This is a genomic window from Sedimentibacter sp. (assembly GCF_038562225.1).
GTDB lineage: Bacteria > Bacillota > Clostridia > Tissierellales > Sedimentibacteraceae > Sedimentibacter.
The window spans coordinates 649,278-673,210 of the sequence record NZ_JBCFAS010000001.1 but is presented as its reverse complement, the minus strand read 5'-3'; the positions used below and the strand labels follow the sequence as shown (position 1 = coordinate 673,210).

The 23,933-nt window shown below is 43.0% G+C and carries 22 protein-coding genes and 1 tRNA gene; 22 read left to right on the top strand and 1 reads right to left on the bottom strand.

All coding sequences use genetic code 11. From position 1 onward, the window contains the following. Nucleotides 1-4 precede the first annotated feature (4 nt). From AAGU76_RS03230 to AAGU76_RS03205, 6 genes are read left to right on the top strand one after another with little or no spacing between them, the layout of a single operon-like run. A complete protein-coding gene (locus AAGU76_RS03230; RefSeq protein WP_342483997.1) occupies nucleotides 5-481 on the top strand; it encodes a PTS sugar transporter subunit IIB in 477 nt (158 codons plus the stop codon). Then, on the top strand, nucleotides 478-1,926 hold the full coding sequence (locus AAGU76_RS03225) for a PTS system mannose/fructose/sorbose family transporter subunit IID (protein ID WP_342483996.1): 1,449 nt from the start codon (nucleotides 478-480) through the stop codon (nucleotides 1,924-1,926). The genes AAGU76_RS03230 and AAGU76_RS03225 overlap by 4 nt, the downstream gene beginning before the upstream one ends. 1 nt (nucleotide 1,927) lies before the next feature. Continuing rightward, nucleotides 1,928-2,545, top strand: coding sequence for a nicotinate-nucleotide adenylyltransferase (gene nadD / locus AAGU76_RS03220; RefSeq protein WP_342483995.1), 618 nt, complete (start codon nucleotides 1,928-1,930; stop codon nucleotides 2,543-2,545). Next, nucleotides 2,535-3,038, top strand: coding sequence for a bis(5'-nucleosyl)-tetraphosphatase (symmetrical) YqeK (yqeK, locus tag AAGU76_RS03215; RefSeq protein WP_342483994.1), 504 nt, complete (start codon nucleotides 2,535-2,537; stop codon nucleotides 3,036-3,038). The genes nadD and yqeK overlap by 11 nt, the downstream gene beginning before the upstream one ends. Then, entirely contained in the window at nucleotides 3,035-3,403 is a 369-nt protein-coding gene (gene rsfS / locus AAGU76_RS03210) for a ribosome silencing factor (RefSeq protein WP_342483993.1), read from the top strand. Before yqeK ends, rsfS begins: the two co-directional genes overlap by 4 nt. 9 nt (nucleotides 3,404-3,412) lie before the next feature. Next, nucleotides 3,413-3,799: a RidA family protein gene (locus AAGU76_RS03205; protein ID WP_342483992.1), complete on the top strand. Its 387-nt coding sequence runs from the start codon at nucleotides 3,413-3,415 to the stop codon at nucleotides 3,797-3,799. Between the two features lie 163 nt (nucleotides 3,800-3,962). Here AAGU76_RS03205 and AAGU76_RS03200 read toward each other — a convergent pair whose 3' ends face one another. Then, on the bottom strand, nucleotides 3,963-5,252 hold the full coding sequence (locus AAGU76_RS03200) for a D-alanyl-D-alanine carboxypeptidase family protein (protein ID WP_342483991.1): 1,290 nt from the start codon (nucleotides 5,250-5,252) through the stop codon (nucleotides 3,963-3,965). 134 nt (nucleotides 5,253-5,386) lie between these two features. Between AAGU76_RS03200 and AAGU76_RS03195 the strand changes: the two genes are divergently transcribed. From AAGU76_RS03195 to AAGU76_RS03120, 16 genes are all read left to right on the top strand, one after another. Continuing rightward, entirely contained in the window at nucleotides 5,387-5,980 is a 594-nt protein-coding gene (locus AAGU76_RS03195; protein ID WP_342483990.1) for a helix-hairpin-helix domain-containing protein, read from the top strand. Between the two features lie 110 nt (nucleotides 5,981-6,090). Beyond that, nucleotides 6,091-7,131, top strand: coding sequence for a selenide, water dikinase SelD (gene selD, locus AAGU76_RS03190; protein ID WP_342483989.1), 1,041 nt, complete (start codon nucleotides 6,091-6,093; stop codon nucleotides 7,129-7,131). An 11-nt stretch (nucleotides 7,132-7,142) separates the two neighbouring features. Beyond that, entirely contained in the window at nucleotides 7,143-8,543 is a 1,401-nt protein-coding gene (selA, locus tag AAGU76_RS03185; RefSeq protein ID WP_342483988.1) for an L-seryl-tRNA(Sec) selenium transferase, read from the top strand. Between the two features lie 12 nt (nucleotides 8,544-8,555). Continuing rightward, on the top strand, nucleotides 8,556-10,457 hold the full coding sequence (selB, locus tag AAGU76_RS03180; RefSeq protein WP_342483987.1) for a selenocysteine-specific translation elongation factor: 1,902 nt from the start codon (nucleotides 8,556-8,558) through the stop codon (nucleotides 10,455-10,457). A gap of 117 nt (nucleotides 10,458-10,574) precedes the next feature. Next, nucleotides 10,575-11,261: a response regulator transcription factor gene (locus AAGU76_RS03175; RefSeq protein ID WP_342483986.1), complete on the top strand. Its 687-nt coding sequence runs from the start codon at nucleotides 10,575-10,577 to the stop codon at nucleotides 11,259-11,261. A 295-nt stretch (nucleotides 11,262-11,556) separates the two neighbouring features. Next, nucleotides 11,557-12,630, top strand: coding sequence for a glutamine-hydrolyzing carbamoyl-phosphate synthase small subunit (gene carA / locus AAGU76_RS03170; protein ID WP_342483985.1), 1,074 nt, complete (start codon nucleotides 11,557-11,559; stop codon nucleotides 12,628-12,630). Further along, entirely contained in the window at nucleotides 12,621-15,827 is a 3,207-nt protein-coding gene (carB, locus tag AAGU76_RS03165) for a carbamoyl-phosphate synthase large subunit (RefSeq protein WP_342483984.1), read from the top strand. Before carA ends, carB begins: the two co-directional genes overlap by 10 nt. A 44-nt stretch (nucleotides 15,828-15,871) precedes the next feature. Further along, a tRNA-Sec gene (locus tag AAGU76_RS03160) sits at nucleotides 15,872-15,969 on the top strand. Between the two features lie 19 nt (nucleotides 15,970-15,988). Further along, complete coding sequence (locus tag AAGU76_RS03155; protein ID WP_342483983.1) at nucleotides 15,989-16,357, top strand: universal stress protein; 369 nt, start codon at nucleotides 15,989-15,991, stop codon at nucleotides 16,355-16,357. Beyond that, nucleotides 16,358-16,654: a hypothetical protein gene (locus AAGU76_RS03150; protein ID WP_342483982.1), complete on the top strand. Its 297-nt coding sequence runs from the start codon at nucleotides 16,358-16,360 to the stop codon at nucleotides 16,652-16,654. 114 nt (nucleotides 16,655-16,768) lie between these two features. Then, nucleotides 16,769-18,259, top strand: coding sequence for a hypothetical protein (locus tag AAGU76_RS03145; RefSeq protein WP_342483981.1), 1,491 nt, complete (start codon nucleotides 16,769-16,771; stop codon nucleotides 18,257-18,259). 141 nt (nucleotides 18,260-18,400) lie between these two features. Then, nucleotides 18,401-19,102 carry an ABC transporter ATP-binding protein gene (locus AAGU76_RS03140; protein WP_342483980.1) on the top strand — a complete coding sequence of 234 codons (702 nt, stop codon included), beginning with the start codon at nucleotides 18,401-18,403 and terminating at the stop codon, nucleotides 19,100-19,102. After that, the gene (locus tag AAGU76_RS03135; RefSeq protein WP_342483979.1) at nucleotides 19,095-20,885 is read left to right on the top strand and encodes an efflux RND transporter periplasmic adaptor subunit; all 1,791 of its coding nucleotides are present in this window, start codon (nucleotides 19,095-19,097) and stop codon (nucleotides 20,883-20,885) included. The genes AAGU76_RS03140 and AAGU76_RS03135 overlap by 8 nt, the downstream gene beginning before the upstream one ends. 11 nt (nucleotides 20,886-20,896) lie before the next feature. After that, nucleotides 20,897-22,237 (top strand): ABC transporter permease, encoded by a 1,341-nt coding sequence (locus AAGU76_RS03130; protein ID WP_342483978.1) that lies wholly within the window; start codon nucleotides 20,897-20,899, stop codon nucleotides 22,235-22,237. A 91-nt stretch (nucleotides 22,238-22,328) separates the two neighbouring features. Further along, complete coding sequence (locus AAGU76_RS03125; protein WP_342483977.1) at nucleotides 22,329-23,390, top strand: mechanosensitive ion channel family protein; 1,062 nt, start codon at nucleotides 22,329-22,331, stop codon at nucleotides 23,388-23,390. Between the two features lie 112 nt (nucleotides 23,391-23,502). After that, complete coding sequence (locus AAGU76_RS03120) at nucleotides 23,503-23,886, top strand: thioesterase family protein (RefSeq protein WP_342483976.1); 384 nt, start codon at nucleotides 23,503-23,505, stop codon at nucleotides 23,884-23,886. The last annotated feature ends 47 nt before the right edge of the window (nucleotides 23,887-23,933 follow it).

Genomic DNA, 23,933 nt, shown 5'->3' with positions numbered 1-23,933 from the left:
AACAATGAAAAACATCGTATTGACCAGGATCGATGACAGGCTTTTGCACGGTCAGGTGGTAGTATCCTGGATTCCATTTTCGAAGGCTGACGAAGTGGTGATTGTTGATGATGAATATTCTAAGGATGAATTCATGTCACAAATCATAAAAAATGCAGCTCCGAATAACATAGACGTTAAAGTTTTAAGCACGGAGGAAGCATCATCATACCTTAAGTCGGATGATAATGGATCGAGGATTTTAATCCTTTCAAGATATATTGAATATGTTGATGAATTAATAAAATCAAATGTAGCCATAGATAGTCTTAACGTAGGAGGACTTGGAAGCGGCAAAGGCCGCGAAAGATGCCTGAACTCCATCCACCTGAACGGGGATGAGATCAATTTGCTTAAAAACATGGAACAACGCGGAATTAAGGTTGAACTTAAGACTCTTCCCAAGGACAGGGCGGTTACTGTCGAACAGGTTTCAAAATGACATTTGCTGATTATTTTTTTATAAGTGTTTTATATTTCTGGGCAAGCAGCACGGCGCTGTCCCTGGGCATCGGATATTACACCGTGTACAGGCCTGTTGTGGCAGGTCTTGCGACAGGGTTGATACTTGGAGATCCGTTTCTTGGGATGAGTGCAGGTGCTGTTGTTAACATTGTGTACATGAGCTTTGTTTCCACAGGAGGATCCTTTAAGGGAGACCAGTGCCTTACAGCCGTAATGGCTGCAGCCTGGGCGGTGGTTTATGGCTTCTCGCCTGCGGAATCTGCTGTGCTGGCGTATCCCTTTGGATTTTTGGGGACGCTTATATGGAAGTACAGACTCAGCATCAATTCCATATTTGTAAACGGATACGAGAAGGAATACGAAAGGGGAAACAACCCTGACATAAGTCTTTATGACGGCTTATACCCTCAATTACTTTTGTACATAATGAGCAGCGCAGTGGTGGCAGTATCTTTTCTGGCACTGAACGCGGCTGGAGCATATGCAGCAACATATTACAGCATTATTAAAGGTTTTTTGCATGGGGTCGCCATGTTTATGGTATTTGCTTCAGTTGCAGTCTTGTTGCTAAGCCTTAATAACAAGAAGTCGCTTCTTGTTTTCGCAGCATCCTTTGCGGTTGTGCTGCTGACTGATTTGAATACATATGTTGTTTTGCTTTTTTTGATCTTTTTGCTTTTATTCATTTCAAACAAAAAAATATTCTGCATTAATAAAAGTGACCATAAAAACAATAATATAAGAAAGAAAGATCTTGTGTACTCGTGGTTCATCTGGATGAACTTTTCGCATTCATGCTACAGCTACGGAAGGCTTCAGGGTATGGCTTATGGTCACAGCATGAAGAACATATTCCGCAAGCTTTACAGCCGGGAGCAGGAAGTGTCCGATGCAGTACACAGGCACTGTGAATTCTTCAACACGGAACCCAATATGGGAACACCCATTCACGGCTACATTGTTGCTATGGAGGAAGAAGCGGCCATGAAAGGTGAGAACCTTGATGCATCATATATCAAGAAAGGGATGATGGGCATCGCCGCCGGACTTGGAGACTCCTTTACGCAGGTGGTGTTGACTCCATTGTTTATTTCAACTTCAGTCATGATGTGTCTGGACGGGAAATTTCTGGCGGCGTTTTTACCTATTGCAGCACTTGCGTCTTGCATTCTTGCAATTTCCTTCTCGGGCTGGTTGAACGGATATTACCAGGGGAGGGAAAGCCTTCTTGAAAGAATAAACCTTGTAAAAAATTCTAAGGTTAAACAGTATTTCCACCTGATTTTTCCGGGGATTCTGGGAGCCGCTGCAGCCAAGTTTTTTCTTGTGCAGGGAGAAGCATCCGGAGAAAACATTTTATTGACCGTATTGTCATTGGCGGTATCTGTTGCCTATGCATTTTTTAAATACAAAAGGAGATAAGATGAAAAAGATTGGAATTATGGGAGGAACCTTCGACCCTGTCCACATGGGGCATCTTTTCGTGGCCAACGAGGTGCTTAATATTTACGGTCTGGATGAAATTATTTTCATACCTGCCGGAAATCCTCCACATAAAAGAGGTACAGCAGCATGTTCATATGACCGCTACATCATGACGCAGCTAGCCACATTGTCAAACGACAGGTTTACTGTTTCTGACATTGAAATAAAAAAGGAAGAGAAAAGCTATACCTTAAAGACCATGCTGGAGTTCAAACAAAAATATCCGGAAGCCGAGTTTTATTTTATAACCGGAACCGACGCAGTAATAGATCTTCCCAGTTGGCACAATCCCGGTGAACTTCTTAAGATTTGCAGATTCATAGCGGTTTTGCGCCCTGGCAACAGCCTGGAAGACGCTAAAACAAAAATTGAAGAGATAAACCGCATATACAATGGGCACATTGAGCTTTATCAGGCGCCCATGCTTCAAATATCTTCTACAGACATACGCAGCAGGTTCAAAAATGGAATGTCGGCAAGATATCTGCTTCCGGAAAGCGTGGAGCAGTACATTGTAAAGCACCGACTGTACCTGGAGACGGAAAATGAATTTTGAAAAAATGAAACAAACCCTGGCTGGCTCAATCAGTGAAAAGAGGTTCATGCACAGCATGGGTGTCATGGAGGAAGCCGTAAGGCTTGCAGCAATTTACAGCGCAGACGAAGAACAGGCAAAAATCGCAGGGCTTTTGCACGACTGCGGAAAATCCATGGATAAAAACGACAACCTGACTCATGCTAAAAAGAGCGCCGAGCTTGCAAGAACGGTATACGGAGTTGAAGACGAAGAGATTCTTAGCGCCATACGGTATCATACCACCGGTAGGGAAGCGATGACCATGCTTGAAAAAATCGTCTACCTTGCAGACAAGACTGAAAAAAACAGAAGGTACGAAGGTGTGGAGGAATTGAGAACACTTGCGGACGAGGACATTGACGACGCAATAATCTGTTCGCTGGAAAGGACCATCGAATATGTGAAGATGAGAAGTCAAGAACTTGATATAGAATCACTTAAAACATTGAAATTTCTAAAGGAGGAAAAATGAATTTAGACAGAAAAAGCATTGAAACAATTCTCGAAGCGTGTGATAACAAAAAAGCATACAACTTCGTGGTGCTGGATGTTTCAAAAACCAGTTCCATCACGGATTATTTCATAATATGCAGCGGAAACAACGAAAAGCAGACAGTGGCCATAGCCGACGAAGTGATTGACAAGGGAGCAAAGGAAGGCATAGACTTTTACTATACGGAAGGCTTCGATACGGGAAGATGGATTCTGCTCGAAACAGACAACATAATTGTTCATATCTTCCACAAGGAGGAAAGGGAAATTTACGACCTTGAATCATTGTGGTACGACAACAACTCAATAGATGTTGAACAATATGGAATAAAAAATTGGAAATAGGAGGATGTTATGTCGAATATAACAATTCACACAAGCAACGCTCCGGCAGCAGTAGGGCCTTACTCACAGGCAAAAAAAGCCGGAAACACCATTTATGTTTCAGGCCAGCTGGCATTTAACCCTGCCACAGGAGAACTGTATAAGGGAGGAGACATCAAGGAAGAAACAAGGATGTCCCTGATGAACGTGAAGGCTATTCTCGAAGCAGCAGGCGCCACACTTAACGATGTTGTAAAATGCACTGTATATATCAAGAACATGGAACAGTTCGGACTCATAAACGAAATGTATGCTGAAGTGTTCCAGGACAACAAGCCAGCAAGAGTTTGCGTTGAGGTTGCAAGGCTTCCAAAGGATGGTAATGTGGAAATAGACGCCATAGCTGTGGTGGAATAACAGATAATTCTGGCAGATGAAGGTCTGCCAGAGTTTTTTTATAGGAAAGTCCTCTTTCGTACATCTCTGCAGTAAGCAGTTTTACGCGGTAGGGGACATAGGTTCACCTACCGGAGTTGCGAGCAACTTTTATATAACAAAAAATTCAGGTTGCCCTGAATTTTTAGCTGTTGTTATATTTTCTGCGCCGTTTTCTTCTGTTAATCCTTATTCTTATATCATTGTAAACCTTGAGAAGTATGAGAGCTACTGCTGAAAAAACCACCAGGGAGCCGAGAAACTTAAGCACAAAGTACAATATTCCGCCGCCAGAGCTTTCGAGCTCAACGCTTTTCACATCTACTGGAGATATGAGGTTGACGCTTCCAATCACGTTTCCGTCAACAGAGTACTCTATTTTTCCAACCACATCGTTCTTGGCAATCGGAAGTGTGATTTCATTTATTGTGACGTTGGACTTAATTTCCTGTTCCTGATTCTTCTTTAACAGTGTTTTGAAGCTGCTTTCTGTTATTGCAGATATTTCACGGCTGTCTCCGTTTTCAATCTTGACATTTTCCACAAAGGTGTTTTTGCCTATGATGGTAGTGCTTTGATATTCTTCAAAACCGAAATTGAACAGGTTGTGCACGTCCTGGTACATTTCAAGGGAAACACCCTTCATTGCCACGGCTATGAGATTTGTTCCGTTTTGGGATGCGGATGCCACAAGGCAGTTGCCTGCTTCCGGTGTGTATCCTGTCTTTACGCCGGTAGCGTATTGGTAGTAAGGACTTATGTAGGAACCGTTCACATAGATCTGATTGGAGCTTGTGTTGTACAACAGCTTGTTCAATGTGGTGAAATAACGGGTTTCAGATTTTTTGTTTGTGGGCTGAATCTCATACTTTGTGGTGCTCACAATCTTTCTGAACGTTTCGTTTTCCATGGCGTACTTAGATATCAGCGCCAGGTCAGCAGCCGTTGTGTAATGATTTTCATCATGAAGACCGTGGGGATTTGCAAAGTGTGTGTTGTATGCTCCAAGTTCCTTTGCCTTCTCATTCATCAGTTTTACAAAGTTTTCCGTGGTGCCGCCGTAATGCTTGGCTATGGCAGATGCTGCATCGTTGGCTGACGGAAGCATCAAAGCGTACAAAAGGTCCTTAAGGGTGAGAATTTCACCTGGTTCCAACGCTATGTGGCTTCCTTCGATTTCATAAGGAGTGTCATCATCAACTGTTATGACATCGGATAAATTGCCCATCTCTATTGCTAAAATGGCAGTCATTATCTTTGTCGTACTTGCAGGATACATTTTTTGGTCTGCTCGTTTTGATGATAGTATGGTTCCTGTATCTGCATCTATAAGTACAGCCGTTTCACACAATATAGAAGGTTCAGCATAAGCCCTGCTGAAGTTTAACAAAAGAACCGAAACAACAAAATAACAGGCTATTACTCTTTTTACCATGCGTAAACTCCTTCAATACAAATCAAGTTATAGTATAGCAGAAATTATATAGTTTGTAATTAAAAATTTTGTTTTTTTTCTTAAAATAATGTATAATACTTGTGCGATGAACAACATTTTCTTTGGGGGCTTTTATGAACAATTCCTTATACAAAAAAGGCCTTGCGGTTGTTTTAATCATTGCATTCATTGTTATGGCAGCGGTCGGGATTAAACTGGCTGGAAGGGAAAAAGATTTGGAAATAATTGAACAGGATGAAACATACCCGGATACAGAAGATGCAGAAGACGTCTTGGAGGAAATAACACGATTCATTTATGTGGACGTTGACGGAGCCGTCAACAGCCCGGGAGTTTATGAGTTTCTGGACGGCGACCGGGTTATTGACGCGGTTGAGAAGGCCGGAGGGCTGAAGGAAACTGCCGTTACAAAAAATCTCAACAAGGCGAGAAAGCTTGTTGACGGCGAAAAGATATACATTCCGGAACAAGGTGAAGAAGATGAGTCCATTAACCAGGGTGAACCGGCAGACAACGGAAAAATAAACATAAACACAGCCACCCTTGAACAGCTCATGTCCTTAAACGGCATCGGAGAGGTTTACGCAGGTCGAATAATTGATTACAGAAGCAGGAAGAAGTTTTCTGCCATTGAAGAAATCAAGGAAGTTCCGGGCATAGGCGACAAGACATTTGAAAAGATCAAGGAAATGATAACAATAAATTAAATTGACCATATAACAATAAATTAAATTGGCCATAGCCACAGAAAAACTGATAAGTAATGTACCTTGCCACAGCGCAGGATAACATATATACGAACTAACGAGGTGATATAATGTCTATAAAGGAAATAAAGTTGACACAAATGACAAAGGCATCCGGCTGAGCTGCCAAGATAGGTCCTGAGACCCTTGCTCAAGTTTTGAGCAAGCTGCCGAAGTTTAAAAATGAAAAGCTGCTTGTTGGATTGGAAACATCGGATGATGCCTGTGTTTATAAAATAAATGATGAAACGGCTATGATACAGACCGTTGATTTTTTCACTCCGGTTGTTGATGATCCGTACACATTCGGCCAGATAGCAGCAGCCAATTCCCTAAGCGACGTCTATGCCATGGGAGGCGAACCTGCCATTGCACTGAACATCATAGGTTTTCCCAACTGCCTTGACCCTGATGTCATGGCAGAAATTCTAAAAGGAGGAGCTTCAAAGGTTATGGAAGCCGGCGCAACCATTGCCGGAGGACACTCCGTTGAAGATGACGAACCCAAGTACGGTCTGTGCGTCACAGGTTTCATACATCCTGACAAGGTGTTCAGGAACTACGGAGCCATCCCCGGAGAAGTGCTTATACTGACAAAGCCCATCGGCTCCGGCATAATAAACACTTCAATCAAAGCAGGGATGTGTTCAGAAAAAGCCGAAAAGGATGCAATTAACGTTATGGCTGAACTTAACATGAAAGCGAAGAGGGTGATTGAGAATTATCCCATAAGCTGCTGCACGGACATCACAGGCTTCGGTCTGGCCGGTCACGGAGCAGAGATGGCAGAAGCCAGCAACGTTACGTTTGTAATTGACATGAAGAAGGTTCCGCTCCTGAGAGAAGCACTGGATTATGCTCAAATGGGTCTGGTACCGGCCGGAGCCTACAGAAACAAAAAATATTTTTCTGAAAAGGTAGGATATGAAGGCCTTTCGGAAGATTATGCAGACCTTGCCTTCGACCCTCAGACTTCGGGAGGCCTCATGTTTTCCGTGAACGAAAAATATATGGAAGAAATTATGGATAAGCTTGAAAAGAGCCTTGCAACACCCTGCGCAGCGGTAGGCAGGGTAACGGAAAAGCAGGAAAAGTACATAAAACTAATTTAGCGGGAGATAAAATGGAAAAAAATTTGTTTTTCAGAAGCATTCCAAAGGTCGACATGATGATGGAGACCGAAGAAATGAAAAGCTTGTGTGAAAGGTTTGGCAGGGACTTTGTCCTTGAAGCCGTGAGATTGAAAACAGAGGAACTTCGGGATTACATAAACAGCTCCCATGATGAGGAGAATATTTTAAATAAAATTGACTCGCTGTCACTGGACATAGCAAGCCACATTGAAAAACTCGCTTCATACAACTTAAAGAAGGTAATAAACGCAACAGGTACAATCCTTCACACAAATCTTGGGAGAGCCGTAATCTCTGAAGAGGCGGCCGAAAGGCTCAAGAAGCTGGTAACCGGTTACTCAAACCTGGAGTACGACCTGGAGGAAGGAAAAAGAGGATCAAGGTATTCGCACTTTGAAAAAATCATCACCAAAATTACAGGAGCAGAAGCCGCCATGGCTGTAAACAACAATGCAGCAGCGGTGATGCTCATTCTTTCTGCTCTTGCTAAAGGCAGGGAGGTTGTTGTCTCAAGGGGTGAACTGGTTGAAATAGGAGGATCCTTCAGGGTCCCGGACGTCATGGCTCAAAGCGGTTCAAAACTGGTTGAGGTTGGAACAACCAACAAGACACACCTCTACGACTATGAAAATGCAGTCAATGAGGAAACAGCGGCTCTATTGAAGGTTCACACCAGCAACTACAGGATTGTAGGCTTCACAGAATCGGTGAGTGTGGGAGAACTGTCAGAGCTGGCCCATAAACACGGAATTCCTGTCATTGAGGACATAGGAAGCGGCGTTCTTGTTGATCTTTCCAAGTACGGTCTTGACCATGAGCCCACCGTGCAGGAGTCCATTCAGGCTGGGGCAGATATTGTATGCTTCAGCGGTGATAAGCTGCTGGGAGGACCGCAGGCAGGAATAATTGTTGGGAAAAAGGAACTTGTGGAAAAAATAAAGAAGCATCCTCTCACAAGGGCTTTAAGAATCGACAAGTTTACTGCCATTGCACTGGAATCGGTGTTTCACGAATACATCCATGAGGAAAAGGCAGTTAAGAATGTCCCTGTTCTTATGCTCATAAACAGAAGCCAGGAAGATATCTGTCATCAGGCAAAACAGCTGTGTGAAATGCTGGAGTCTGCCGTAGGTCACAATTGTCTAGTTAAGGCAGAAAGCTGCGAATCTCAGGTTGGCGGCGGTTCGCTTCCCCTTCAAAGGCTCGGCAGCTGGTCAGTTGTGTTAAAGCCAAAGACCATGACGACGGCTAATCTCGAAAAGAAACTAAGGCACCTGGAAACACCGGTAATAGGAAGAGTCGCAGATGATAATTTCATCATGGATTTAAGAACGGTCCTTGAAGGTGAAACAAATTTAATCTATGAATCCATCAAAAACATATTGAGTTAGCCTGGAGGGCATATGAACGTAATAATTGGAACGGCAGGTCACATAGACCACGGAAAGACAACATTGATAAAGGCTCTAACCGGCAGGGACACGGACAGGTGGGAAGAAGAAAAAAGAAGGGGAATAACCATTGACCTGGGCTTCACCTACTTCGACCTTCCTAACGGCAGCAAAGCCGGAATCATAGATGTGCCCGGACATGAAAAATTCATCAAGAACATGCTTGCAGGCGTCATAGGCATGGATCTTGTGCTCCTGGTCATAGCAGCGGACGAAGGAATAATGCCGCAAACAACGGAACACTTAAACATACTTAACATGCTGGGAGTAAAAAACGGAATAGTTGTTCTGACAAAGTACGACCTGGTGGATCCCGAATGGATAGAACTGGTCAAGGAAGACATAAAGGAATCCCTGAAGGGCACATTCCTGGAGAATTCTCCCATGGTGGAGGTTTCTTCAAAGACAGGGCACGGACTTGACAAACTGGTTGAACAGATTGTAAGACAGACCGAAACACAGGTTGAAGGAAGGGATTTAAGCACCATACCGAGGCTTCCCATAGACCGTGTGTTTTCCATAACCGGATTTGGAACAGTCATAACTGGGACGCTTATTTCAGGGGAGCTTAAAAAGGGCGACGAGGTTGAAATATATCCAGTAAACAAAATATGCAAGGTCAGAAACATACAGGTGCACTCTGCAGACTGCGATAAGGCCTATGCCGGACAAAGGACTGCAATCAACCTGTCCAACGTGCGAAAAACGGACATTTACAGAGGATGCGTCATAGCTCCCGTAAATTCCATGAAAAACACTATGATGCTGGATGTGAGGCTATCCCTTTTAAAAAGCTCAAGACGGGTGGTGGAAAATCGCTCAAGACTTCACCTTTACACCGGAACCAGCGAAATACTGTGCAGGGTGGTTCTTCTTGACAAGGATGAACTGTCACCCGGTGAAAGCTGCTTTGCTCAGCTTCGTCTTGAAGAAGAAATTGCTGTTCGAAGAGGAGATAAATTTATTGTAAGGTTTTACTCACCCATGGAAACCATAGGGGGAGGAGAAATCATCGAGCCTGTTCCGCTGAAGAAAAAGAGATTCGACGACAAGCTCATAGAGGAACTTAAGGTTAAGGAAAAAGGTTCCGGAACTGATGTCATAGAAAAGATAATTAGAGAAAACTCAAAAAATGTTCCGTCGGTTTCCGAGCTGGCAAAACTTACAGCCCTCAGGGAGGAAGAGATCAAAAACAGCATCGAGGTTTTGGAGGAAGAGGAAAAGCTCGCAACCTTCAGGCTTAAAAACGATATATACGTATGGCACAAAAGCTTTGAAAGAGAGCTGGAAGAAAACATAGAAAAGTACCTTTTCGATTTCCACAGTAAAAACAAGTACGTTAAGGGTGCAAAAAAATCTGAAGTGAAAAGCAGATTCCTTCCGGCACTTAAACAAAACGTGTTTGATCTTGCTGTGGCTGGGTTTTGCGAGAGGGGAGTGCTGAAGCAGGAAGGCGAATTTTTGTCACTTCCATACTTCAAGGTGCAGCATGACGAGGAATATGCAGCTGTATCCAGTGAAACAATCAGAATTATGGAAGAGGCAAGGTTTGAGTTTCTGAAGCAGGATGAGCTTGCATCAAGAATAAATTCATCCAGGGCAGAAGAAATAATAGCACTCATGCTTGATGAAAAGATACTTGTGAAAATAGGAGAGCTGGGAATAACAAAGACAGAAATATATGAGGAAGCAAAAAGTATATTAATAAACTTTATTACAAAAAATCAAAAAATAACCGCTGCAGAGTACAGAGATGTCCTCTGCGCAAACCGTAAGGTTGCAATCGGGCTGTTAGAGCATTTCGACATGACGAGGATAACCAGAAGGGTGGGCAACGACAGGGTTTTGTTTTAGTATTACGTCACTACATTTTACCATAATTTAATATTTTTCTTGACAATTTTTGCATTTCAATGTAATATTAATAAAAAGTTTAATTTTTGTAACAAACTAATTTAAGGAGCGTAACAAATGAAGGTGTTAATTGTAGATGACGAGCTCTTATTGATTAAAGGTCTTAAATTCAGCTTGGAACAAGACAGCTATGAAGTTGATTCTGCTGTCGACGGCAATGAAGCCTTAAGAAAAATAGCTCTAACTGAGTATGACATAATAATTCTCGACTTAATTTTGCCTGAAATGGACGGCCTTGAGGTTTGTCAAAAAATTAGAGAAATAACCAATGCTCCCATACTGATTCTTACTGCAAACAATGAAGACATGAACAAAATACTCAGCCTTGAATACGGAGCAGACGATTACGTGACGAAACCCTTCAACATTCTCGAACTCAAAGCGAGAATCAAGGCGATTTTGAGAAGGACCAAAGGTATAACCCAAAAACCAAACGAGCAGACCATCATTGTGGATGATTTCATCATCAACGCTCTCGGAAGAAAAGTGAGCCTGCACGGTCAGGAGATAAATCTGACGGCTAAGGAGTTCGACCTTTTACTTTTGCTTGCCACCAATCCCGGCAAGGTGTTTTCCAGGGAAGAACTTTTGGAAATCATCTGGGGCTACGAATACTTCGGGGACTTAAGAACAGTGGATGTTCACGTGCGAAGACTCCGTGAAAAAATAGAGAGCAAGGATAAAAATTATGAATATATTCTCACAAAATGGGGCGTGGGATATTTCTTCAGAAACAAAAGCTGATGAAATTGTTTGCTTTTGAAGTTTTGACAAAAGTTACGCTGTTTAAAAATATTCTCAAAAATATTTAAACATACATATTGACAAATCATCTGACTTGTGTTATTTTTTTATAGATAAATTTCTGAGGTGTGAAAATGGACTATAAAAAAAGCAAGTTAAAAAAGCATATGTTAAAATATATAACGTCTTTAACAAAATTGTCTAATGACGCAAATAGCTGTTTTCACTATTATTTTTAGCGAAGCAGCTATTTTTTTGCATATACAGGTTTTTAATAATTATATAGGAGGCATTTATGAAGGGAAAGTTAATACTTGAAAACAACACTGTATTTGAAGGCGAATGTTTCGGAAAGATATCCGAAACGGTTGGAGAAGTGGTTTTTAATACAGGAATGACAGGGTATCAGGAAATACTCACAGACCCGTCCTACTACGGTCAGATAGTAACAATGACCTATCCTTTAATAGGAAATTACGGAACCAACCTGGACGATTCACAGTCATCGTCGCCGAAGGTCAAAGGTTTCATAGTGAGAGAAGCATGCAAGGTGCCTAACAACTTCCGCTGCGAGATAGATTTGGATGTTTATTTAAAGCAAAACAACATTATGGGCATCCAGGGGATAGATACAAGAGAACTTACTAAGATACTGCGAAATGCAGGAACCATGAAAGGAATCATAACTACCAGGGAACTGAGCATCGGTGAAGCCAAAGACCTTTTTGACTCTTTCACAAACACGGACGCCGTTGACAGAGTTACTCCAAAAGAAGTGAAGACCATGGGAGACGGGGACCTTCACATTGGCGTCATAGACTGCGGCATCAAGTCAAACATTCTGAACTCATTCATGAACAAAGGGTGCAGGCTTACAGTGTTCCCTGCCCACACTTCAAAAGAAGAGATAATGAAGTACAATTTTGACGGAATATTTTTATCAAACGGACCGGGAGACCCTACGGATCTGCCTGACGTAATTGAAACAGTAAGGGACCTCATAGGAAAAATCCCTGTGACGGGAATTTGCCTTGGAGTGCAGATAATCGCCCTGGCCATGGGAGCAGAGACTGAAAAGATGAAGTTCGGCCACAGAGGATGCAACCATCCGGTTAAAAACCTCGTAACAGGCAAGGTAACCATAACATCCCAAAACCATGGATACATGGTGAAGAGGGATTCACTTCCAGCGGACCTTGAAATAACCCATGTGAACATCAACGACGGCACGGTTGAGGGAGTGAGACATAAGACCCTTCCTGTAATGGGAGTTCAGTACCATCCCGAAGCGTGTCCAGGACCACACGATTCACATACGATTTTCGACGATTTCATAAAACTTTACAAAGGAGAACAAATATGGGCTTAGATAAAAGCATTAAAAAAGTGTTGGTTATAGGCTCTGGACCTATAATAATCGGACAGGCGGCCGAATTTGACTACTCCGGCACTCAGGCCTGCAGAGCCTTAAGAGAGGAAGGAATCGAAACAGTTCTCATAAATTCTAATCCTGCAACCATAATGACAGACGCGGAAATTGCAGACAAGGTTTATATAGAGCCTCTGACTGTTGAATATGTTGAAAAAATAATTGCAAAGGAAAGACCTGACAGCGTCATTGCCGGCATGGGCGGACAGACCGGCCTGAACCTGACCGTTGAGCTTTACGACAAGGGAATCCTTGATAAATACAATGTTAGAGTAATAGGAACCAGCGTACAGTCCATTAAGTATGGTGAGGACAGGGAGCTGTTCAAGGAAATGATGAACAGGATAGGGGAACCCATCGTTGACTCTGAAATTGTCACTGACCTTGAATCAGGCAAAAAGGTTGCCGACAGAATCGGTTACCCCGTAATTATAAGACCTGCCTACACGCTGGGAGGAACAGGCGGAGGAATAGCCAACAACCAGGAAGAGCTTGTTGAAATTCTGTCCGCAGGACTTCAGCTTAGCCTTAACAGCCAGGTGCTCATAGAAAAAAGCATCAAGGGCTGGAAGGAAATAGAATACGAGGTTATGCGAGACAAGAACGGCACTTGCATAACCATATGCAATATGGAAAACTTCGACCCGGTTGGTGTTCACACAGGAGACAGCATAGTAGTGGCCCCTTCGCAGACCTTGTCTGACGTGGAATACCAGATGCTTCGTACCGCGTCCATAAGGATAATAGATGCCATAGGAATCGAGGGAGGATGCAACGTGCAGCTGGCGCTGAATCCCGAAAGCTTCGAGTACGCCGTAATAGAAATAAATCCGAGGGTCAGCCGTTCTTCAGCTCTGGCTTCAAAAGCCACAGGTTATCCAATAGCAAAGGTTGCAACAAAAATAGCTCTGGGCTACAACCTGGACGAAATAGTTAACGCAGTTACAGGCAAGACGTATGCAGCATTCGAGCCGACGCTGGACTATGTGGTGCTGAAGATTCCAAAGTGGCCTTTTGATAAGTTCTTCAAGGCAAAGAGAAGCCTCGGAACAAAAATGATGGCAACCGGAGAAGTGATGGCCATAGGCAACAGCTTCGAAGCGGCGCTTTTAAAAGCAGTGCGCTCTCTGGAAATTAAGCAGTACAGCCTCTACAGCAAGAAGGCTGCTGAAAAAAGCATGGTGGAGCTTAAGGCAAGAATCCAGACTCCAGACGACGAAAGGCTGTTCTACCTGGCAGAGCTTATAAGAAGAGGATACAGAATCGGAAAGATAGCCGAGCTTACAGGCGTTGACAAGTTCTTCCTTCACAAGATATACAACATCGTTGAAGAAGAGGAAATGCTGAGAAACGCAAGCATTGAGGAGCTTGACGGAAAATGGCTTAAAAGGCTAAAGAAAATGGGATTCTCCGATAAGGGAATCGCTGATTTAATAAAGGTAAAACCGGGAACAATATACGACATGAGAATGAAGAACAACATAAAGGCAGTGTACAAGATGGTTGACACCTGCGGAGGAGAATTCGAGGCAGTTTCACCGTACTATTACTCCACTTACGACGAATTTGACGAAGTTGTCACTTCAGATAAGAAGAAAATTCTCGTTATCGGTTCCGGTCCCATTAGAATAGGTCAGGGCGTTGAGTTTGACTACTGCTCGGTTCACAGCATATTTGCCCTGGAAAAATGCGGCATAGAAACAATAATAGTAAACAACAATCCCGAAACCGTAAGCACGGACTTTGACATTGCCGACAAGCTTTATTTCGAGCCCCTGACGGAAGAAGATGTGCTGAACATTGTGGAAAAAGAGAATCCTGACGGAGTTGTGCTGCAGTTTGGAGGCCAGACAGCCATCAAGCTTGCAAACTTCTTCAAGGAGAAAAACATTCCTATACTGGGAACCGACCCTGAGCAAATTGACATGGCCGAGGACAGGGAAAAGTTCGATGAGATACTTGAAGACTTAGGAATCAAAAGACCTAAGGGAAAAGCAGTCACAAACGTGGAAGATGGAAGGAAGGCAGCTTCCCAGGTGGGATATCCGGTGCTTGTAAGACCATCCTACGTGCTCGGAGGACAGGGAATGGAAATTACCTACACCGAGGAAGATTTGGTGATGTATCTGAGCAGCGCATTCGAGAGAGAAGCCAAGAACACCGTTCTCATCGACAAGTACCTGGTAGGAAGGGAAATAGAGGTTGATGCCATTTGCGACGGAGAAGACGTCTTGATACCAGGCATCATGGAGCATCTTGAAAGAGCGGGAATCCACTCAGGCGACAGCATATCCATCTATCCTCCTAAGAATCTGAGCAAGGAAATAAAAGAAAAACTTGCAGACATAACGAAGAAAATAGCCAAGGCACTTCAGACAGTGGGAATGGTGAATATCCAGTTCATCGAGTTTGAAAACGAGCTTTACATCATTGAGGTCAATCCGCGTTCAAGCAGGACGGTTCCGTATATAAGCAAGGTTACAAAGATTCCAATGATTGAAATAGCAACAAGGGTAATGCTTGGAGAAAAGCTTAAGGACATGGAATACGGCACCGGTCTTTACAAGGAATCTGAGCTGATTGCAGTGAAGGTTCCGGTTTTCTCAACCCAGAAGCTTGACGGTGTTGATGTGAGCCTCGGACCTGAAATGAAATCCACAGGTGAAGTTCTGGGAGTTGGAAGAGATTATAACGAAGCGCTTTACAAGGGCTTCATAGCAGCAGGAGTAAAGATGCCTGACAAAAACAAAAAAATCCTTGCTACCGTTAGAAACCGCGATAAAGAAAACTTTAAGCCTATAGCTGTAAAATTAAACAAAATGGGATATGGTTTTGTAGCTACGGAAAACACTGCAAAATATCTGAATGAAAACGGAATTATGGCGGAGACAGTCAAGAAGGTAAGGGAAGCAAAGCCTAATATCATCGATTTGGTAAGAAGCGGTGGTATAGGTGTTGTTGTAGACATACCCACAAAGGCAAATGACGTTCACACAGACGGCTTCAGAATAAGAAGAACTGCTGTTGAAGCTTCAATCAACGTGTTTACATCCCTGGACACCGTAAGTGCCCTGGCAGATATAATGGAAACGGGCATCACAGCTGATGATGTTGATGTGTACAACATTTCGAGATAAATATGCTTGAAATTGTTTCGTGATTGTGTTATCATAATACCGATGGGGATAGATAGGTGCTGGTGTGCCTCCTGGTCTTCAAAACCAGTCGCGGGGCGTTAATAGCGTCCTGGGTGGGTTCAATTCCCACATATTCCCGCCACTTAAGGAGAAAAGTAGCGATGCATAAAAATGTGTTGGTATGTGTTACACAGCAAAAGACATGTGAGCGGCTCATAGAACACGGCGCCGAGCTTTCCAGAGAAGAAGGCAGCAGCCTGTACGTCATTCACGTTGTCAACGAGAACGACAAGCTTTTATATAACCTGAGCGATGGAGATGCTTTAGAGTATTTATTTGAAATAACAAAAGAAATTGGTGCAAACCTGGTAGTGAAAAGATCAAAGGATGTTGTGAAGGCAATTGTGGACTTTGCGGTTGAAAATGATATAACCCACATTGTCTTGGGAAGTTCCAAAACTCAAGACACCGCCAACAGTTTTGCAATGAAGCTTAAGAAAAAGCTGCCGGACAGGATATTTATCCTTTAAATGAACAGACTTTATATTATCATAAAATTCCTGAAAGACAAGAATGTACCTTTGAAGGAAAAGCTGTGGGTTATAATTCCTTTGATATATATACTTAGTCCTGCGGATTTGATACCGGCTCCAATTCTGGGCTTCTCCGTTATTGACGACCTTGTGATGATTGTGTTTTTGCTAACAGTTGTGGCAGAAAAGACAAGAAAATATTACGGAGAAGAAAACTTAAGCAAGAAAGGCACTGAAGACATTAAAAACATAGTTGAAGATGTTGAATATGAAATTGATAAGGATGAGGATTAACCTCGTCCTTTTGTTTTTTTGTAATTATATTGTTGCAAAAAATTACAAAAATGTCTTTATTTTTGTCGAAATTATTGTTAATATATTATTAAGAAATATTCGGAGGTAGGCTATATGAACAACAATTATAAGATAATCCGTACTATTTTCGAGAATGCCTTCCAAAGGGTTCTGGAATGCAAGGACAATGATACGGGTGAAATTTTTTACAGCAATGTAATAACAAGTCAGAAGGTTATAAATTTAATTGACATCGATGAGCTTAAAAAAATCTCCACCAACATTCTTGAGTGCTACAATACCGAAGACCGTATTTACATATACACAAAGCCTTTAAAAACCGAATACAAGGGAATAAGGGATTATTCCGGAAAAAGCCTCACTCTGAAGCAGCAGTTCGACTTGTCAGAAAAGGTTATCGTTCTTGCTCAGAACATATTCAACATGACCGATGTTGTACAACAGAAGATTCTTGACCTTGACAGGCTTTACGTAGACGAAAACGATTGTTTGGCAGTTGATTTAAACCTTGTTTTCGAGCAGGAATACGACATAGCCGACAATGAAACGTTCAAGAGGCTCGGAAACATGATTCATTACATATTTTCCGGTACTGAAATAGTTGATTACAACATATCCGACACCATACCGCCGGATATATTAAAAATAATAGTAAGATGCCTTACAAGGGAATATCTTTATCCCAGGGATGTTCTTGCGGAGCTTAAGGCATCACCCATATTTGCAATGATCTTCGGTCCGGAGGTTCCAAAGATCAAGACAGCCAAGGCCTCGGAGGAAATGAAGCAGGAGCCGGAGGAAGCCCCGACGGTGGCTGTCTTTGGTGACAATCTTCCGGATGAGGAGCCGGACGACAGGTCCATTTACGACATCTATGTGAATGACAACAACGAAAAGGAAAAGCGTCCTGCTGCAAAGAAGGGAAGACTGAGGATAAATAAGGAAATAAAAAGGGCTGTCGTTTCAATTACTGTAGTTGTGCTTGTTCTTCTTGCAGGCAACATGCTCATTAAAAACTTCAACAAAGGCAAGGAGGTTTCTGCAGGAGGCAGCAGCCAAAACCAGCCTGAACAGGGTTCACAAACGCAGAATCCACAGGAAACAGATCCCGGACAAACGGAGGAATCACCCGGCACTGCTGACTCCACTCAATTGTACTACAACGACAAACTTATTGAAAAAACCGGATACAGCGGAGAAAAGGCAGCAATTGACTCAGACATCTATGTGGAAGGCAGCAGCTCGCTTGTGGTGGAAAACAAAGGGGACGGAAAAATCAAGTCTTTGTTTGCCATAGTGGATTTCACAGATGAGAAATTCAGCTACATGCTAAAAAAACAGATAGGGATTTCAGCAAAGACAAAATCCGAAAGCGATGTTAAAGCGCAGGTTGTGCTTGAAGCCTACAAGGGCGGGAAGCTTACATCTAACTTCCACACTTCAGTCAGCATTTACGACGACATGTGGTCTTCTCTTACGGTCCCCATAAACGTCACCGATGCGGATACCCTAAACATTTACATAGAGTATGAGGGTCAAAACAAGGTTTGGATAGACTCAATATATATTGACGTAATCAAATGACAGCAAAAGATCGTTAACCGATCTTTTGTTTTGTGTTACAGGGTTACTTTATAACAAAATTTTATTAAACTGCAAAAAACTGAGAACTTTTTTAAAACATATACGTCATAAAGAATGGACTATTCAGAAGAGGGGTGAAGCATGGATATCATCAAAATGGAGAATATCTCCAAACTTTACAAAACAGGTCAGATACAAGTGGAAGCATTGAAGGACATATCCTTTGTAATAAAGGAAAAGGAGTTCGTGTCCATAATGGGACCTTCCGGATCAGGAAAGTCAACACTTTTGAATATCATAGGCTGCCTGGATCATTCAACCTCGGGAACATACACGCTTTCCGGAAATCAGGTTGATAAGCTCAGCGATTCCAGGATGTCAGAAATCAGAAACATGTTCATTGGCTTCGTGTTTCAGAACTTTCATCTTCTGCCGAGGATGAATGCAGTAAAAAATGTTGAAATTCCACTTATTTACAGGGGCATCAGCTCCAAGGCCAGAAGGGAGCTGGCTGAAAATGCTCTTGAGCTTGTGGGGCTCAAGGAAAGGATGCATCATCTTCCAAGCCAGCTTTCGGGAGGACAGCAGCAGCGTGTTGCCATTGCCAGGGCAATTGTGGGAAATCCATCAATCGTTCTGGCGGATGAACCTACAGGAGCCTTGGATACAAAGACGGGAGATATGATAATGGAGCTGTTCGTGGAGCTCAATGAAAAGAAATCCATGACCATTGTGCAGGTAACGCACGAGGAAGAGGTAGCAGAATACGGAAGCCGCATAATCAGGCTGGTGGACGGCAGAATAGTATCTGATGTAAGCAGTGGAGGGAAAGCAAATGTATAAAAAAATTATTTCAGCAGCACTTATAATAGCGCTTGTATTTTTCGGAGGTTATTTCACGGCAAAGCAGCTGGTACCTGATACCTCTGAGACTTCAACAGGGCCCAGGTACGCGACAAAGCCCGTGGAAAGAGGCGACATCAAACAGGGCGTAAACATAACAGGACAGCTTAACGGCAACTGGGGAGGATCAATCACAGCTCCCAAGCCCGAAGGCATAACCGATTCCAACGGCATGAGCGTTTCCGTCACCTACACCATCGAAGAGGTGTTTGTAGAACCCAACCAGATGATAAAAAAGGGCGACAACCTTGTGCGCCTGTCAGCATCAAATCTCGGGGACATTCTTGAGGGCCTGACGGAAGGCATACAAAAGAAACAAAAGGACATTGAAGATGTAAACAAGACCATAGAAAAAAAGCTTGACGACCTGGGAGACAAGATAAACCAGGATATCACAAGCATATCACAGGTAAATCCCTATGACGGAATCGTCATAACAGCTCCAATAAAAGGACGCCTTTCGGAATTTACGGTTGATGAAGGAGACAAAGTTGAAGATTCGCACATAGCAACAATTGTTGATGACAGCAAGATTAAGATTACATTCAAGGTAAATACATATGAATATTCAAATCTTAAAGTTGGACAGAAGGTTCTATTGCAGTACAGAAGGGTACTGGAGAACGGCGGAACACAGACTGCCTTTGACGGACTATACTCAGGAACCATCAAGAAGCTCAATCCTAATGCCGTTCCCGGCGACAACGGAATGACATACGTTCACAACGGCGAGATAGAAGCCGACAATCCCGGCCTTGTGCAGCCGGGCATGGTAACTACAATCTATACCGAAAGCGGCGGAGTACCTGTAACCGGATTGACATACATCGGAAAAGTTGCATCATACGTAAATGAAAAGAAAGTTTATTCAACCCTTTACTCAGACAGCGATGACACAACCATCATAGCAACGGAAGTGCCCGTAAGCGCAAATGAATTTGTTGAAAAGGGACAGATTCTCGTGCGCATAGCAGGAAATGATGTTACGAAACAAATACAGCAGGACATTGAAAGCATAATGAGTGAATATGAAAAAATAGATAACCTGAACGAAGAAATAGAAGGCATCTATAAAAAAATCGACAAGGTATCAGAACTTGCAGCAAAGATGATGGTTACAGCACCTTCGGACGGAATGGTTTCCTATGTAAACTACAGGGTGGGTGATACTCTTGTAGCTTCTGAAACCAGCGACCCATGGTCACTGCAGCTCATGGACATGTACAACACAAATGAAATGTACATCTATACAACAGTAAGTGACCTGGATGTGCTGTATATAAGCCAGGATGCTCCTGTTACCGTTACGGTTGACGCCCTTCCAGGAGAGCAGTTCGAAGGAAGCGTCATGAGTCTTAATCAGTACACCGACAGGGACGGAAAGACTGTTTACAACGTTCAGATAAGAGTAATCGGAAGAGAAGGACTGAGACCCGGCATGAACACAAACTGCTTTGTGGATTCCGGAGAAGCCTTCGACACCCTGCTTGTACCTATTGAGGCTGTGTTTGAAGAAAACGGCATTCAGAAGGTTGAAGTTCTAAATGCTGAAGGCCAGCCGGAGATAGTTGAAATCGGAGCAGGACTCATGAACGACAGGTATGTGGAAGTGCTGAGCGGGCTTGAGGAAGGGCAGCTTGTGGTGACCGGAAGCACAAAAGACTTGATGCCCAGCGAATCAGTGCCGGAAAATGATTCATTTTTGCCTAGCACCAAACAATAAGGAGTGATGACATGCAAGAAAGAGGAAAAATTTCATCCATTGCTGTAAGGCTGAAATTTTCTGCAATTATGGCATTTGACGGAATAATTTCAAATCTTCTTCGAACATTTTTGACCGTGCTGGGCATATCCATAGGCGTTGCTGCGGTTGTAAGCCTCATGGGTATAGGAGAAGGCGCAAGAAGATCGATTGTATCACAGTTTGAAAGCCTTGGAGAAAATGTCATAGTTATAAAAGCAAACGCGGAAAATGTGAAGTTTGAAGCGGAGGAGGCGGAAGAACTTCCTTCAAGGGTTGACGGAATAGATTATGCCACACCAGTTGTGTACACACAGGACACTCCCATTAGGTGGAGAAGAGATGAAAGCAAGATGAACATAGTTGGAGTAAATCAGGATTACCCCATGATAAAGGACCATCCTGTTGTGTCCGGAAACTTCTTTACTTCACTTCATGTCAAGCAAAGGTCACCTGTGGCGGTTCTCGGTTACAACGTAGCCAAGTCGCTCTTGAACGGCAGAAGCCCCGTAGGGCAGGCAATAAAAATTAACGGCATAAACTATAGGATAGTCGGAGTCCTTTCTGAAAAGGGAGAAGGAAAAGGTGACGGCATCGATGACAAGATAGTTATACCGTACACTTCTGCCATGAAGATTGCAAACACAAAGGATGTGCTTGAAATATGGGCGAAGTCCGACAGTGCTGAAGAAGCCGAGCTGGCAATGGTACAGCTTGGGCGAATATACAATCGCAAGGTCGGAATAGGCAGCAACATAAAACCTGAAACAGGTTCTGAAGAAGGCGGAGCGGTAACTGACGGAGGCGAGATGCCGGTTGAGCCGGTTCCCGAACCCGAACCGTCGCCAGAGGAGCCTTCAAAAGACGATAATGTTTTTGAAAAGGGCGAGGAACCTCTTACGATCACAAGCCTTAACAACCTGGTTAAGGAAGCTGACCAGGCTAATCGGATAATGACGGTGCTTCTTGGAGGAATTGCCGCTGTGTCGCTTCTGGTAGGAGGCATTGGCATTATGAACATAATGCTTGTTGCTGTAACGGAAAGAACCAGCGAGATTGGTGTAAGAAGAGCATTGGGTGCAAAGCAGGAAGACCTGCTCATACAGTTTCTTCTGGAGGCAGTGTATGTGAGCATCATCGGCTGTGTTGCAGGTATTCTCATAGGAGCATGGGCTGTGAGCCTTGTGTCAAGATACGGTCTTTCAGCCGTTGTTAGTATTGACTCCATAAAAATAGCAGTATTCGTTGCGCTGATGTCAGGTCTTTTGTTCGGTGTTTACCCGGCTATTAACGCTTCGAACCTTCCGCCGGTTGAGGCTCTTAAAAGACAGTAGTAAAATAGAGGTTTTGATTTATCAAAACCTCTTTTAAATTTGGCTGTTTTATTATATAATCTATATAACACAAAAAAAGGAAGGAAAGAAAATGATTTTTACGCAGGAAATAGATACTGTTACAATGGCGGAATCTGCAATAATCATACTGGCAGCCGTTCTTTTCAGAAATTTCATAGCCAACATAATAATCAAGGTGCTGAAGAAGCTTTCGGTCAAGTACAACCTGAAGAACATTGCGCTGGTTCTTGACTCCATTGAAAAACCACTGGTGAACTTCTTCACCCTAACAGGGTTTTACTTTGCTCTGGCGGTGCTTCCCTTCAATGAGAAAATAGGATTGTTTCTGTTCAGGGTATACAGAACTTTCATCATAGTGACGGTAACCCAGTGCCTTTTGAGAATCGTAACATCTTATGCTGAGGTTCTCAACAACCAGTACCTTAACAAGGAAGACAAAACTGAAAGGACGCATATGTCAAAGACTGTGTTTCCTCTGGTAGCAAAGCTGGTCAAGGTCATCATCGTGGCAATAGCCGTTGTAGCCATAGCGGTGGAGTTTAATTTCGAGCAGCTAAGCAGCATACTTGCCGGTCTTGGCATTGGTGGCGCTGCACTGGCCCTGGCTTCACAGGATCTCATAAAGAACTTTTTCGGAGGATTTGTCATACTCACAGACAAGTCATTTGCTGTAGGAGACTGGATAAAGGTTGATTCCTTTGAAGGGACAGTTGAAGAACTGGGCCTTCGAAGCACAAAGATAAGGACTGTGGACAAGGAACTTGTTACGGTACCCAATTCCAGGTTTGCTGACAGGGAACTCATAAATTTCAGTGCCAGGGAAAACAGAAGGGTAAACTTCACGGTGGGAGTTGTATACGGCACCAGCCCGGATAAGCTTAAAACTGCCATGGAGAAAATTAAACTCATGCTGGACAGCCACCCAATGATAAAGGAGGAATCCCCGCTGGTTAAGTTTGACCGGTTCAGTGCAAGTTCCCTTGACGTAGTCGTTCAATATCTTACAAAGACCATAAACTACAACGAGTACATGAGCATAAAGGACGACGTGAACTTCAAAATAATGGAGATATTCAAACAGGAAGAGATTTCATTTGCATTTCCAAGCATGAGCGTTTATATGAAAGAATGACGTGTCAAAATGCCGTATAAGACTTTTAATAAATATGAATATTTAACAGAAATTTCAGGTAAAATACAAATAATGAAAACAAGAGCAAAGTTTGGAAGGAGAACATAATACCATGGAAATTAAATTAAATGCAGGAATCAAACACAAAGAGGAAAAAATTGTTGCCATGAGCGATACGGCCAGAGTATTTGGAAGCGGAGCCGCCGAGGTATTTGCCACACCCATGATGATAGGTCTTATGGAGGGTGCCGCGATGAATGCGGTGAAGGGTTACCTGCCTGAAGGCTTTTCAACTGTCGGAACATCTGTGAACGTAAGACACTTGAGCGCCACTGCTGTGGGAAAGAAAGTATGGGCTGAGGCAGAGCTTGTGGAGGTAGACAGAAAGAGGCTTGTTTTTAAGGTGGATGCTTATGACGAAGATAAAAAAATCGGAGAAGGAACCCACGAGAGATTTATAATCGATGAGGCAAAATTTATGGGCAACTTGAAATAATATGTTTACTATAAGTTCGATTTTTAGTAAAATCATTAAAAGGAGAA